Annotated in this window: 14 protein-coding genes; 12 read left to right on the top strand and 2 right to left on the bottom strand. The window is 67.2% G+C overall.

The features are described 5' to 3' along the window. The first annotated feature begins 49 nt into the window (after window positions 1-49). The gene (locus RS83_RS15515; protein WP_045280374.1) at window positions 50-952 is read left to right on the top strand and encodes a tyrosine recombinase XerC; all 903 of its coding nucleotides are present in this window, start codon (window positions 50-52) and stop codon (window positions 950-952) included. A gap of 14 nt (window positions 953-966) precedes the next feature. Here RS83_RS15515 and RS83_RS15510 read toward each other — a convergent pair whose 3' ends face one another. Further along, window positions 967-1,545, bottom strand: coding sequence for a murein hydrolase activator EnvC family protein (locus RS83_RS15510; RefSeq protein ID WP_052679144.1), 579 nt, complete (start codon window positions 1,543-1,545; stop codon window positions 967-969). A gap of 324 nt (window positions 1,546-1,869) precedes the next feature. Between RS83_RS15510 and rpsB the strand changes: the two genes are divergently transcribed. From rpsB to RS83_RS15470, 9 genes are all read left to right on the top strand, one after another. Next, the gene (rpsB, locus tag RS83_RS15505) at window positions 1,870-2,814 is read left to right on the top strand and encodes a 30S ribosomal protein S2 (RefSeq protein WP_045280373.1); all 945 of its coding nucleotides are present in this window, start codon (window positions 1,870-1,872) and stop codon (window positions 2,812-2,814) included. Between the two features lie 43 nt (window positions 2,815-2,857). Further along, window positions 2,858-3,685, top strand: coding sequence for a translation elongation factor Ts (gene tsf / locus RS83_RS15500; RefSeq protein WP_045280372.1), 828 nt, complete (start codon window positions 2,858-2,860; stop codon window positions 3,683-3,685). A gap of 94 nt (window positions 3,686-3,779) precedes the next feature. Beyond that, the gene (gene pyrH / locus RS83_RS15495; protein WP_017830711.1) at window positions 3,780-4,496 is read left to right on the top strand and encodes a UMP kinase; all 717 of its coding nucleotides are present in this window, start codon (window positions 3,780-3,782) and stop codon (window positions 4,494-4,496) included. Window positions 4,497-4,564: 68 nt separating this feature from the next. Next, complete coding sequence (gene frr, locus RS83_RS15490; RefSeq protein ID WP_045280371.1) at window positions 4,565-5,119, top strand: ribosome recycling factor; 555 nt, start codon at window positions 4,565-4,567, stop codon at window positions 5,117-5,119. Between the two features lie 5 nt (window positions 5,120-5,124). Further along, window positions 5,125-6,279 carry a phosphatidate cytidylyltransferase gene (locus RS83_RS15485; protein ID WP_052679187.1) on the top strand — a complete coding sequence of 385 codons (1,155 nt, stop codon included), beginning with the start codon at window positions 5,125-5,127 and terminating at the stop codon, window positions 6,277-6,279. Further along, window positions 6,279-6,857, top strand: a complete 579-nt coding sequence (locus RS83_RS15480) for a DivIVA domain-containing protein (protein ID WP_045280370.1) — start codon at window positions 6,279-6,281, stop codon at window positions 6,855-6,857. The genes RS83_RS15485 and RS83_RS15480 overlap by 1 nt, the downstream gene beginning before the upstream one ends. A 66-nt stretch (window positions 6,858-6,923) precedes the next feature. Further along, window positions 6,924-7,601, top strand: a complete 678-nt coding sequence (locus tag RS83_RS15475) for a transglycosylase SLT domain-containing protein (RefSeq protein WP_156153229.1) — start codon at window positions 6,924-6,926, stop codon at window positions 7,599-7,601. 9 nt (window positions 7,602-7,610) lie between these two features. Then, on the top strand, window positions 7,611-7,898 hold the full coding sequence (locus tag RS83_RS19160) for a hypothetical protein (RefSeq protein WP_082071694.1): 288 nt from the start codon (window positions 7,611-7,613) through the stop codon (window positions 7,896-7,898). 2 nt (window positions 7,899-7,900) lie between these two features. Next, window positions 7,901-8,617 (top strand): alpha/beta hydrolase, encoded by a 717-nt coding sequence (locus RS83_RS15470; protein WP_045280893.1) that lies wholly within the window; start codon window positions 7,901-7,903, stop codon window positions 8,615-8,617. A gap of 9 nt (window positions 8,618-8,626) precedes the next feature. Here the strand turns inward: RS83_RS15470 and RS83_RS15465 are convergent, their stop codons facing one another. Beyond that, window positions 8,627-9,688: an AI-2E family transporter gene (locus RS83_RS15465; RefSeq protein ID WP_045280368.1), complete on the bottom strand. Its 1,062-nt coding sequence runs from the start codon at window positions 9,686-9,688 to the stop codon at window positions 8,627-8,629. Between the two features lie 178 nt (window positions 9,689-9,866). On the opposite strand from RS83_RS15465, the gene RS83_RS15460 reads away from it, so the two are divergent. Continuing rightward, a complete protein-coding gene (locus tag RS83_RS15460; RefSeq protein ID WP_045280367.1) occupies window positions 9,867-11,798 on the top strand; it encodes a hypothetical protein in 1,932 nt (643 codons plus the stop codon). Further along, window positions 11,795-12,733, top strand: coding sequence for a tetratricopeptide repeat protein (locus RS83_RS15455; RefSeq protein ID WP_045280366.1), 939 nt, complete (start codon window positions 11,795-11,797; stop codon window positions 12,731-12,733). The genes RS83_RS15460 and RS83_RS15455 overlap by 4 nt, the downstream gene beginning before the upstream one ends. Window positions 12,734-12,743 lie beyond the last annotated feature (10 nt).

The raw sequence follows: 12,743 nt of genomic DNA, 5'->3' as shown, positions 1-12,743 counted from the left end.
GGCGGCGAGGCATCGTCTCAAGACGGACGGTCGACGGCATGCTGGAGAAATGGACCTCGGGGAAGCCGCACAGGCATTCATCGAGCACCTGGAGCAGGTGCGTCGACTGTCCCCGGCGACCGCTCGGGCGTACCGCTCAGACCTGCAGGACCTCCACACCGCAGCCGGTGACATCGATCTCGGCGCAGTCGACCTCGAGACGCTGCGGGACTGGCTCTGGAAGGCGACGCAGCGCGGTGATGCACGATCGACGCTCGCCAGGCGGGCCGCGGCGGCTCGCTCGTTCTTCAGCTGGGCACACGAGAACGAGCTCATCGACCACGACCCGAGTCTCCGACTGATCGCTCCGAAGCGTGGCCGATCCCTGCCGACGGTCGCGTCGCGCGACGCGATGGCGGGATTGCTCGACGCGCACCGCGATGCCGCCGTGTCCGGAGATCCCGTCGCGCTCCGCGACCATGCGATCCTCGAGCTGCTGTACGGCTCCGGCATCCGAGTCTCAGAACTGTGCGGACTCGATGTCGATGATCTCGACCTCGACCGCGGTACCGCGCGAGTGCTCGGCAAGGGAGCGAAGGAACGGGTCGTCCCGTTCGGTGCGCCTGCCCGTGACGCCGTGTCCGCGTACCTCACCCGTGGTCGAACTGCGCTCATCGCTCGCGCAGCATCGGCGACACCTGGGCTGTTCCTCGGCTCGCGCGGCGCGCGGATCGGGCCTCGTGCCGTCTACGATCTCGTGGCGCGCGTGCTCTCACCCCTGGTCGGCGAGGACACCGTCGGCCCGCACGCGCTGCGGCACACCGCGGCCACCCATCTCCTCGACGGCGGAGCGGATCTTCGGGCGGTGCAGGAGATCCTGGGGCACGCGAGCCTCGGCACGACCCAGATCTACACCCACGTGTCGGCGGAGCGACTCACCACCACCTACCGCCTGGCGCACCCGCGCGCGTGACACCGTGACCTCGCTCACGTGCAGCACGGCAGCAGAACCGCACGGGGGACATCTCCGAAGAGCAGCAGGGGATTGATGTACACCCCCTCCAGCCGGACGCCGAGGTGCATCGCGCCCGGCTCGCTGTGACCTCCGGTCGTGACGATGCCGATCGCATCGCCCGCAGCGACTGAATCCCCGGGCCTCAGCGGTGAGTCGACAGGTTCGAATGTCGTGACCAGGCCGCCGTCGTGCTCGATCGTGAGCAGCGCGCGATCGACGACGACGCCGCGGAACATGACGGTGCCCGGCGCCGGCGCGACCACCGGAGAGCCGATCGGCGCCTCGATGTCGATGCCTCGATGGCCGGCACCATAGGCGTGGGCGGGTGCGCGGAACGGTTCGAGGATCACACGTGCGCCCGGCCCGGGCCATGTCCACTGCTCGGTTTCGGTGTCGGTTTCGGTGTCAGCAGGAGCAGCAGCAGATGCGGGCGCATCGGTGGCCGAGAGTACGTGCGTCGGAGCCGGAGCGGCGTCGGCGGCCGGAAGTGGGGCGAGCCCTGTCAGAAGGAGCCCGCCGAGAATGCCGAGAGCGCGCAGATGATTCTTCATTCCGGCATCCTGACGGTCGAATCGGCCATCGGGTTCCCCGCGCGAACTCGCTGACGGGAGTGGGGGAGAGCCACTGAGACCGGCTCCATGTGCAGGCAGGGTGCACGCCGCACCCAGGCAGCGAGGGCCGCCGCATCCTGTATGCTGGGGGAGCACCTCGAAATCGGGGTGACTACGCGTGCCCAGAGCGACTTCGGTCGTGGCATCCACTCCCTCAGGTCCTTCGTGAGAAGGCGGGTGTGCGCCGGGCACCAGGAAGTCCGATCCTCTGATCGGCTTGAACAACCTCAACGGCGCACGACGCGCCAGAACAAGGAGACGACCATGGCTGTGGTCACCATCCGCCAGCTGCTCGACAGCGGCGTGCACTTCGGACACCAGACTCGCCGGTGGAACCCGAAGGTGAAGCGCTTCATCCTCACCGAGCGCAGCGGCATCCACATCATCGACCTGCAGCAGTCGCTCGGCTACATCGACAAGGCCTACGACTTCGTCAAGGAGACCGTCGCCCACGGTGGCACGATCCTCTTCGTCGGCACCAAGAAGCAGGCGCAGGAGATTCTCGCCGAGCAGGCGACCCGCGTCGGCCAGCCGTTCGTGAACCAGCGCTGGCTCGGTGGACTCCTCACCAACTTCCAGACGATCTCCAAGCGTCTTGCACGCATGAAGGAGCTCGAGGAGCTCGACTACGAGGTCCCCGCGAACAGCGGCTTCACGAAGAAGGAGCTCCTGCTCAAGAAGCGCGAGCTCGACAAGCTGCACAAGTCGCTCGGTGGTATCCGCAACCTCACCAAGACGCCTTCGGCCATCTGGGTCGTCGACGCCAAGCGTGAGCACCTCGCGATCGATGAGGCCAAGAAGCTCGGTATCCCCGTGATCGGCATCCTCGACACGAACGCCGACCCGGATGACTTCCAGTACCCGATCCCCGGCAACGATGACGCGATCCGCTCCGTCTCGCTGCTGACGCGCATCATCGCCGACGCCGCTGCCGAGGGCCTGCAGCAGAAGCACAACCCGGAGTCGGGCGACGCAGAGCCGCTGGCCGAGTGGGAGAAGGAACTTCTCGAGACCCCGGTCCAGGAGTCCGCTGACGCGGCCGCCGTCGAGCCGGCCGCTGCCGACGAGGCTGCTGTCGTCGAGACGCCCGCCGCCGACGAGACCGCTGCTGACGCGGCCGGTGCCGAGGCTCACGACGAGGCCGTCGCCGCTGCTTCCGGTGAGGAGACCGCTGAGGTCGCCGCCGCCGAAGCCGCAGACGCCAAGTAATCACCTCGTACACACTTTTCAACCAAGCAAGGAGCCACCACACATGGCCAACTTCACCATCGCCGACCTCAAGGCGCTGCGTGAGCAGCTCGGAACCGGAATGGTCGACACCAAGAAGGCGCTCGAGGAGGCTGACGGCGACGTCCAGAAGGCAACCGAGATCCTGCGTCTCAAGGGTGCCAAGGGCAACGCGAAGCGTGCCGACCGTTCGACCAGCGAAGGACTGATCGTCGCTCGTGAGCAGGACGGCGCAGTGACGCTGATCGAGCTCGCCTGCGAGACGGACTTCGTCGCGAAGAACGACCGCTTCATCACGCTGGCCGAGAAGGTCGCCGACGCCGTGTCCGCCATCAAGGCGGACTCCGTCGAGGCAGGCCTCGCCGCCGAGGCAGGCAGCCAGACCGTCGAGCAGCTGATCTCGGAAGAGGCAGCCATCATCGGCGAGAAGGTCGAACTGCGTCGTGTTCGCACGGTGACCGGCGACAAGGTCGAGGTCTACCTGCACCGCACGAGCAAGGACCTGCCGCCGCAGATCGGTGTCGTCGTCGCCTACACGGGTGACGACGCCGAGACCGCTCGCAGCATCGCGCAGCACATCTCGTTCGCCAACCCGTCGTACCTGTCCCGTGAGGACGTGCCGACCGAGGCTGTCGAGAAGGAGCGCGAGATCGTCACCGAGATCTCCCGCAACGAGGGCAAGCCGGAAGCGGCTCTCCCGAAGATCGTCGAAGGTCGCGTGTCTGCGTTCATCAAGCAGGTCGCCCTGCTCGAGCAGGACTACGCGAAGGACAACAAGCTCTCTGTCGCCCAGGTGGCGAAGGACGCCGGTATCACCGTGACGGACTTCGCGCGCTTCAAGGTCGGCGCGTAGCAGAGTCGAAGGGGTTCGGATCGTCGAGATCCGAACCCCTTCTTCATGCCCACAAGGCACTATCTTGAATCGGGACGAGAGGACACCCCCTGATATGACTGAACGCACCGGACGCCGCCGCGTCCTTCTCAAGCTCTCCGGAGAGGCTTTCGGAGCAGGTCAGCTGGGGGTCAGCCCCGATGTGGTCTCTCAGATCGCGCGTGACATCGCAGCAGCGGTCGATCGCGTCGAGGTCGCGATCGTCGTCGGCGGCGGCAACTTCTTCCGTGGCGCCGAGCTCAGCCAGCGCGGCATGGACCGCGGTCGCGCCGACTACATGGGCATGCTGGGCACCGTCATGAACGCCCTCGCCCTGCAGGACTTCCTCGAGCAGGCCGGAGCCGCGACCCGCGTGCAGTCCGCCATCTCGATGACCCAGGTCGCCGAGCCGTACATTCCGCGCCGGGCCGAGCGGCACCTCGAGAAGGGCCGCGTCGTGATCTTCGGCGCCGGCGCCGGTCTCCCGTATTTCTCGACCGACACGGTCGCCGCGCAGCGCGCACTCGAGATCGGTGCGGATGAGGTGCTCGTCGCCAAGAACGGCGTGGACGCGATCTACACCGCCGACCCGAACAAGCACGCCGACGCGGAGCGCATCGAGCGGGTCACCTACCGCGATGCGCTGCAGCGCGGCCTCAAGGTCGTCGACTCGACCGCCTTCAGCCTGTGCATGGACAACAGCATGGACATGCGCGTCTTCGGCATGGAGCCGGCGGGCAACGTCACCCGTGCGCTCCTCGGCGAGCCGATCGGCACACTCGTCACCGCCTGAGCGTGTGACGCGGCGGAGAAGACTTCGCCCGATAGAATTTGCAGAACACCCCGACGATAGGAGCCACCGTGATCGCGGACGTCCTCGCTGAAACCACCACTCGTATGAACCGGGCGGTCGAAGCTGCCAAGGAGGACTTCTCCACGGTGCGCACCGGTCGTGCGAACCCGCAGCTCTTCCAGAAGGTGCTCGTCGACTACTACGGCACGCCGACGCCGATCGGACAGCTCGCCTCGATGGCGAACCAGGAAGCCCGCACGCTCATCATCACGCCGTACGACAAGTCGGCGTTGAAGGCGATCGAGCAGGCCATCCGCGACATGCCGAACCTCGGTGCGAATCCGACGAACGATGGCAACCTGGTGCGCGTGACGATGCCTGAGCTCACGGCTGATCGCCGCAAGGAGTACGTGAAGCTCGTCAAGACCAAGGCGGAGGACGCGAAGGTGCACGTCCGTGGCATCCGTCGCAAGTCGAAAGACGAACTGGACGCGCTGAAGAGCGAGCTGGGCGAAGACGAGATCGCCCGCGGCGAGAAGGAGCTCGACGCTCTGACCCGCCAGCACGTCGACCTCATCGACGACGCGCTCAAGCGCAAAGAGGCCGAACTCCTCGAGGTGTAATGGCGATGTCCGACGACACGCGAGACCCTGAGGAGGGCAAGCCGGCGCGGGGAGACTCGCGCCAGCAGGCCGTCCCCGATGCGGGTGCGCCGCTGGCTGATGCTGCGTTCCCCGGGTTCGACACCACCAGCATCCCGCCGCGTCCGCCCATGCCGGCGAGCACCGTGAACGCCGGCGGCGCCGAGGGGCCCGCGATCGATCTGCTCGACACCGCGGATCACAACGCGATCCGCGAGCAGTGGCGCGCTGCCAGGGACGAGCTCGGGACCCACGTGTCGTATGCCCGAGATCAGCTCGACCAGGCCAACGAGCGGATCAAGGAGCGCACCGGACGCGACCTCATCCTCGCCATCCTGATCGGCTTGGCCTTCGGGGCGGCGCTCCTCGGGTCGCTGCTGTTCATCAAGATCCTGTTCGTGCCCTTCGCTCTCGCTGCTGCGCTGCTCGGTGTCTGGGAGCTGTCACGTGCACTGCGCACTGCCGGTCGTCGTGTCGACGTCGTCCCGCAACTGATCGCTGCAACGTTGCTGGTGCTCTCGGCCTACTTCGCCGAGATCTGGCTGTGCTGGATCATGCTGTTCCTCGCGGTCGCGTTCGTGATCGTCTGGCGTCTGATGTCGCAGATGATCGAGAAGGACGGTCGCACCTACGGCGACGTCCTGGCGGATGCGATCGTCGGCGGATTCGTCCAGATCTATGTCCCGTTCCTCGCCGGCGTGGCGCTCATCCTGCTGAAGCAGGAAGGCGGCCAGTGGTGGGTGCTCGGATTCATCGCGGTCGCCGTCGCCGCTGACACCGGTGCATACGCGGCAGGTCTCGCGTTCGGCCGCCATCCGATGGCCCCGAAGATCAGCCCCAAGAAGACCTGGGAGGGCTTCGCCGGCGCGGTCGCGGCATCCTTGATCGCCGGCGTCCTGCTCGCCCTGTTCCTGCTCGATCTGCCGTGGTGGATGGGACTCGTCTTCGGCGGATCGATCCTGCTGACGGCGACGCTCGGCGATCTCGGCGAGTCGATGCTGAAGCGCGATATCGGGATCAAGGACATGAGTTCCTGGCTCCCCGGACACGGTGGCCTGCTCGACCGTCTGGACAGCATCCTGCCGTCGACGATTCCCGCTTTGGCTCTCTACTTCCTCTTCTCACCCTGGGTGGTGTTGTGATGACAGAACGATCACTCGACGAGACCGAACCGCAGGCGCCTCCGGCGTTCGCGCTCACGAGCGGGCGGACGCTGGGGTACCACCGCGCCGCGGTGGACACGTTCCTCGCGTCCGCGCGACGCGAGTTCGAGACCGGGGGAGAGCAGCTCGACGCTGCGGACGTGCGGACGGCATCGTTCCCTCTCGTCAAGAACGGCTATGTCGTCAGCGATGTCGATGCGGCTCTCGGCCGCGTGGAGGATGCCTTCGCCGCGCGCGAGCGTGAGCGCGTCGTCCGCACGCGTGGTGCTGATGCCTGGGTCGAGGAAGCACGCGAGGACGCGCAGGTCATCCTCGATCACCTGACCCGCCCGCGCCGCCACCGGTTCGCGCGAACCGGTGTCCTGACCTTCGGATACCGGATCGACGAGGTCGACCACGTGACCACCAGGATCCTTCGGTACCTGCGCGACGGCGAGCCGCTCTCGGCAGAGCAGCTGCGCTCAGCGGCCTTCAGGATGCAGCGCGGCGGATACCGCGAGGAGCAGGTCGATGCCCTGCTCGATGCGACCATCGACGTCATCCTGGCGGTCCGTTGACCGCTCCCATGGCCGTCTCAGGCGGCATTGCGTAGACTGTCCTTCATCGTGAACTCCCGAAACGACATGACTCCTGAACGAATCGATGCCGCGCTGGTGCCGACAGCGACGGCTCGTCCATCGCGCTCCGGTACTCGCCGCTGGTCCCGTCGCCGAGGTGTGGTCGCCGTCTTCGCGTCTCTCGCGGTCGTCGGATTCGCCGGTGCGATCGTCGCTCCGGCCGGTATCGCACTGGCAGATCCGGTCGCACCCGACTCCCCGGAGTCGGCGTACTCCGCTGCGCTCGATGACACCCAGAACCTGACCGTCACCGTGGAGGGCGCCGACATCGCGCCCATCGTCCGAGGCACGTTCGAGGTCTACGTGACCCCGAAGCCGACGCCGCCACCCGAGCCCGCTTCGACCACGAAGAAGTCGAACTCAGGCACCAGCACCGGCGGGGGCGGACCGCTCTTCTACACGGGCGGAGGTGCCCCGGGTGAGTGGATGTCCGCAGCCGGGATCGCTGCCGCGGATCAGGGCTACGTCGACTACATCGTGTCGCGCGAGAGCGGCTGGAATCCGAACGCGACCAACAAGTCGTCCGGTGCGTGCGGTCTGGTGCAGGCGCTCCCGTGCAGCAAGGTTCCCGGGAACGGCTACGACCCGGTCGACAACCTTCGCTGGGCGACCGGGTACGCCACAGGCCGATACGGCAGCTGGGCCGGCGCGTACAACTTCTGGGTCAACAACCACTGGTGGTGAGCCGGCGTCATGCCCCGCTCCCGACGCCGGCCTCAGGTGCGCCCTGACGCCGAAGACTCGCTCGATCGGCTGATCGCCGGATGGAAGCGCACCGAGACCCGTCGTGGTACGGAATGGATCGTGCAGCCGGTTTCTGCAGCGCAGGCGCAGAAGGAGTACCTCTGCCCTGGTTGCGGCAGGCAGATCGCCGAAGCCACCGCGCATCTCGTCGCGTGGAGGGCCGATGGTGTCCTGGGTGACGCCGCCGACCTGGCAGCTCGCAGACATTGGCACACACACTGTTGGAGGATGGCGTGAGCATCGAGATCCGCGGACCGATCGAGCTTCCGGCTCAGCGTGAGGACATCGTCCTGGAGACGGCGGACGGGCTGCGCCTCGTCGGCGAGCTCGCCCTGCCGGAGAGCGATGCACCGGTGGCGACACTGGTGACGCTGCATCCGCTCCCCACCGCCGGCGGATTCATGGACTCGCACATCCTGCGCAAGGCCGCCGGTCGCCTTCCCGCGCTCGCAGACCTCGCGGTTCTTCGCTTCAACACGCGGGGGACGACCTCGCCGCGCGGCACCAGCGATGGTGCCTTTGATGGGGGAGCAGCCGAGCAGTTCGACGTCGCCGCCGCCATGGCGTTCGTGAAGGACCGGTCCCTTCCGCGGCCGTGGCTGCTCGGCTGGTCATTCGGCACTGAGCTCGCACTCAAGTACGGACGGCAGCACGACATCGAGGGAGTGATCCTGCTCTCTCCGCCACTGCATCGAGCGACCGACCAGGAGGTCGCGGCGTGGGCTGAGACCGACGTTCCGGTCGTCGTGCTCGTGCCGGAGTTCGATGACTACCTGCGTCCGGCGGAGGCGACCGAGAGATTCGCCTCGATCCCGCACGCCACGGTGATCGCGGTCGAGGGCGGGAAGCACCTCTGGGTCGGCGAGAACCAGACGCGCCGCGTGCTCACGGAGATCGTCGCAGCCGTGAACCCCACTGCCCTGCCGCTCGCAACCCACTGGCCGGCCGCGGACTGAGCATCCCGCTCAGAGTTCGTTCATCCGCGGGATCAGCACCTGGCGGTACATGATCAGGATGCTGGCCGCCACAGGGATGGCGATCAGCGCGCCGAGGAGTCCGAGCAGGCTGCCGCCGGCGAGAGCTGCCACGACGACGACTGCGCCGGGCACGGACACGGCCCGACTCATGATGCGCGGAGAGATGACGTACGCCTCGATCTGCATGTAGATCAGGTAATAGATCGCTGCGGCCAGCGCGGTCTGCGGTGAGCCGAGGCCCGGGATCAGGCAGATGAGCACGATCAGCGTCGACCCGGTCAGGGTGCCGACGAGCGGGATCAGCGAGAAGAAGAACGCGATCACGGCGAGCACCGCCGGGAACGGAGCCTGGATGATCGACAGATAGATCGCACTGAGGATGCCGTTGATGACGCCGAGCGAGACCTGACCCATCACGTAGTAGCCCACGGAGTCCGTGACCTGATCGGCCAGGTCGATGAAGCGCTCGCGCTTCGATGCCGGCGCGAGCTGGTAGACCGCGCGCTTGAGCGACGGCGTGGACGCCGTGAGGTAGATCGTGAGGATCAACACGATGAAGGCGCCGAACATACCGGAGAGCACCGCGCCGCTCGCTGCCAGCACTCCTTGGCCGATCGACCCGCCGATCGATGCGATATTCGTGGTCAGCCAATCGGACACGTACGCGAAGACCTCGTCCACCTTGAGGTTGGGGAAGGTGCCGACCATCCAGTCTCGGATGTCGTCGAGCAGGGTCTGCCGCTGCACGATCGCCGCGATCTCGGTCACCAGCTGCGAGATCTGCTCGACCAGGACGGGAATGACGATCAGGATGATGCCGACGAAAACGGCGAGCACGCCGAGGATCGTGACCAGGACGGCGAGCCAACGCGGAAGCCTGCGTCGCTCGAGGAATGTGACCAGCGGGTCGAGTCCGAGGCTGAGGAACAGCGCTGTACCGACGTAGAGCAGCACCGTCGAGAGGTTCTCGACGCTGCCGATGAGCAGGATGCCCAGACCAACGCCGAGCGTCGCCACGAGGGCGGTGCGGAAGGGGTTGTGAATCTTCATCTGAGCTCCTCGATACGGCTGCTGCCAGGCTACCGAGGAGGTAGGCGTGGCACCCTGCGACGTGCCGTGCGAAGGTGACGCGAACCATCTTGTGGGCAACACACAGCTGGTTTTCGCTAGTCTGGAACGTCGAGTGTTGCGTCTGGACGGCAGTCCGTGACGCGTGAGGAGACTATTCGTGCGTTTCGTATGGGCCGTCGTGGCCTTCGTGCTGGCTGCAGTGCTCATCGGAGCCGGTATCGCTCAGCGAACCATCTTCATGGGTCCGTCCTCCGAGCAGACGAGGGTCGAGGTCGCAGAGCCGGCACCGTTCCTGCTGATGGACGGCGATGTGCTGCGCAGCCACCCCGGTTCGCAGACCCTGCTGATCCGTGGCGATGGGGACATCTTCGCGGCGTACGGTCGCACCGCCGACATGCAGGCGTGGCTCGCCGATTCCGACTACAACCACGTGACGGTCGGGGATGACGACAAGCTCGATGTCGAGCATGTCGCCGCGCAGCAGCAGCCCGCGGACACCGAGACCGCGGCACCGAGCGAGGGGACCGACGCGCCGGCGGATGATCCCGTCGCCCGGAACCCCATCGGCTCCGACCTCTGGCTCGACTCGTTCAGCGACACCGACAGGTTGATCGCCGACAACATGCAGCTTCCCGAGGGCGTCAGCGTCCTCGTCGCCTACGACGGCACGAAGAGCGCCCCCGACGACGTCGTGGTCTCCTGGCCCCTCGACACCAGCACTCCACTCGCCGGCCCGCTCATGGCTGCCGGTGGCGCAGTGCTCCTCGTTGGTTTGATCCTGTACGTCCTCGGGATCCGTCACCAGCGCCGCGGCCGTGGTCCGCGTCGCAAGGGCCCGGGACCGCTGCCGGTCACAGAGCCCATCGACGTCGCGGCGCTGCCGCCGAGCGAGCGAGCCGCACTCGACGCCCCGAAGAACGATGCGCCCGCACAGGCGCCGGCCGACGCGGAGGATGCAGAGATCGTGGACGAGGAGAAGGATGCCGGGACCCAGCGCTCGGTGCGGGCGGCTCGTCCGAAGCGCCGACGGCTGCGTCTGCTCGCGCTTCCGGCCCTCGGCCTCACCGTGCTGCTCGCGGCCGGATGCTCGGCGGAGTCCTGGCCGCAGCTGACCGACCCTGCGGCGACGCCCTCGCCCACGCCGACTGTGATCGCGCCGGACAACCAGAAGCCGCCGGCTGTGACCGAATCGCAGGCGACGCGCATCCTGAACGACATCTCCGCCACGCTCGTCGAGGCCGACACGAAGATGGACATCGACCTCGCGGCCACGCGTCTCGATGGCCCCGCCTTGACGGCTCGCACGACCGAGTACGCTCTGCGCACCGCGCTGCCCGAGACCACGCCGCCGGCGGCGATCCCGACCGACAAGGTCGAGGTCGTGCTCCCCGAAGCGACCGACCGCTGGCCGCGCACAGTGCTGCTGCTGTCGAAGAGCACGAGCGATGACACGGTGCCGCCCGTGATCCTGACCGCGACGCAGCAGGATCCGTGGTCGAACTACAAGGTCTCGAACATCGCCGAGATGTCGGCCGATGTCGCGCTTCCCGAGGTCGCGGCCGCATGGCTGGGAACGTCCCTGGTGCCGGCGGACTCGGCGTTCCTCAGCGTGCCTCCCGCCGACCTTGCGGCAGCGTTCGCCGATGTCGTTGATGCCGGTGAGACCAGCGCTTCCTATGGACTCTTCGACGAGCAGGCGCTGAAGTACGCACAGTCCGTGAAGGACAGCCGCCAGGTGATCGTGCAGAACCTCGCCGACAAGGGAGCGTCGACGACCTCGAGTGTTGCCTTCGACATGGCGCCGACCAGCGAGTCGCCGATCGCGATGACGACGCTCGACAGTGGCGCGGTCGTCGCGGTGTCGCTGACCGACACCGAGACCGTCACGCCGACGAGCGCTGACGTCGTGATCCGGTACGGCGAAAACCCGCTGGCGAAGGCGCTCACCGGTGCTTCGGAGTCAGCCAAGGGCGTCGAGACGACCTACCAATTCCAGATGTTCTTCGCAGTCCCCGCTCAGGGCTCGTCCGAGTCGATCCGACTGCTCGCCGTCCATCAAGACCTCATCTCCGTGAAGGTGATCAAGTGACCGATATCTCCCCAGCCGCCCTCCGCGGCGCCGTCGACCTCTCGAGCCTCCGCAACCGCCCGGCCCCCGGTGCGCCCGCTGCGGCTGCAGGCACACCGCAGCAGCCCGTCGGCGACGTGGTCGTCGATGCGACGGATGCGACGTTCGGACAGATCCTGGAGATCTCCCGGACGGTTCCGGTCGTCGTGGATCTGTGGGCCGAATGGTGCGGGCCGTGCAACCAGCTCAGCCCGATCATCGAGAAGGTCACGCGCGAGTACGGCGGACGTGTGCTGCTCGCGAAGGTCGACGTCGACGCGAACCCGCAGCTGTCGCAGAGCTTCCGGGCGCAGTCCATTCCGATGGTCGTCGCGCTGATCGCCGGACAGCCGGTTCCGATGTTCACGGGCGCCGTCCCAGAGGAGCAGGTGCGCGAGGTCTTCGCCCAGCTGCTGCAGGTCGCCGCGCAGAACGGCGTCTCCGGGACCCTGCCGATCGGCGGAGCGGATGCCGTCGCCGATGAGGCACCCGCCGAACCGGAGCTGCCGCCGCTGCATGCCGAGGCGTTCGCCGCGATCGAGAGCGGCGACTACGCCGCTGCCATCGCCGCCTACGAGAAGGCTCTCGCCGAGAACCCGCGTGACGAGGACGCGATCGCGGGTCTCGGACAGGTTCGGCTGCTGCACCGCGTGCAGGGGCTCGAGCTTCAGGCAGCGCGTGCCGCTGCCGCCGCCGCACCGCTCGACGTGCAGGCGCAGTTCGACGTCGCAGACCTCGACCTGGCCGGCGGCCACGTCGAGGATGCGTTCGGGCGGCTGCTCGATCTGTTCCCGCAGCTTCCCGTCGATGAGCGCACTCCGGTGCGCGAGCGACTGGTGGAGCTCTTCGGGCTGATCGGTGCGACCGACCCGCGCGTCATCGCGGCGCGCAACCGACTCACGTCGCTGCTGTTCTGACAGAGGACGT

The organism is Microbacterium oxydans, assembly GCF_000956525.1.
Taxonomy (GTDB): Bacteria; Actinomycetota; Actinomycetes; order Actinomycetales; family Microbacteriaceae; genus Microbacterium; species Microbacterium oxydans_A.
This window is presented reverse-complemented; position numbering and strand designations above follow the sequence as displayed.

Bases quoted from the DNA above. Each gene is read 5' to 3' on its own strand.
- RS83_RS19160 (WP_082071694.1), top strand. From the start codon at position 7,611: ATGCCCCGCTCCCGACGCCGGCCTCAGGTGCGCCCTGACGCCGAAGAC.
- pyrH (WP_017830711.1), top strand. From the start codon at position 3,780: ATGACTGAACGCACCGGACGCCGCCGCGTCCTTCTCAAGCTCTCCGGA.
- RS83_RS15475 (WP_156153229.1), top strand. From the start codon at position 6,924: ATGACTCCTGAACGAATCGATGCCGCGCTGGTGCCGACAGCGACGGCT.
- RS83_RS15510 (WP_052679144.1), bottom strand. From the start codon at position 1,545: ATGAAGAATCATCTGCGCGCTCTCGGCATTCTCGGCGGGCTCCTTCTG.
- rpsB (WP_045280373.1), top strand. From the start codon at position 1,870: ATGGCTGTGGTCACCATCCGCCAGCTGCTCGACAGCGGCGTGCACTTC.
- RS83_RS15515 (WP_045280374.1), top strand. From the start codon at position 50: ATGGACCTCGGGGAAGCCGCACAGGCATTCATCGAGCACCTGGAGCAG.
- RS83_RS15485 (WP_052679187.1), top strand. From the start codon at position 5,125: ATGTCCGACGACACGCGAGACCCTGAGGAGGGCAAGCCGGCGCGGGGA.
- RS83_RS15465 (WP_045280368.1), bottom strand. From the start codon at position 9,688: ATGAAGATTCACAACCCCTTCCGCACCGCCCTCGTGGCGACGCTCGGC.
- tsf (WP_045280372.1), top strand. From the start codon at position 2,858: ATGGCCAACTTCACCATCGCCGACCTCAAGGCGCTGCGTGAGCAGCTC.
- RS83_RS15480 (WP_045280370.1), top strand. From the start codon at position 6,279: ATGACAGAACGATCACTCGACGAGACCGAACCGCAGGCGCCTCCGGCG.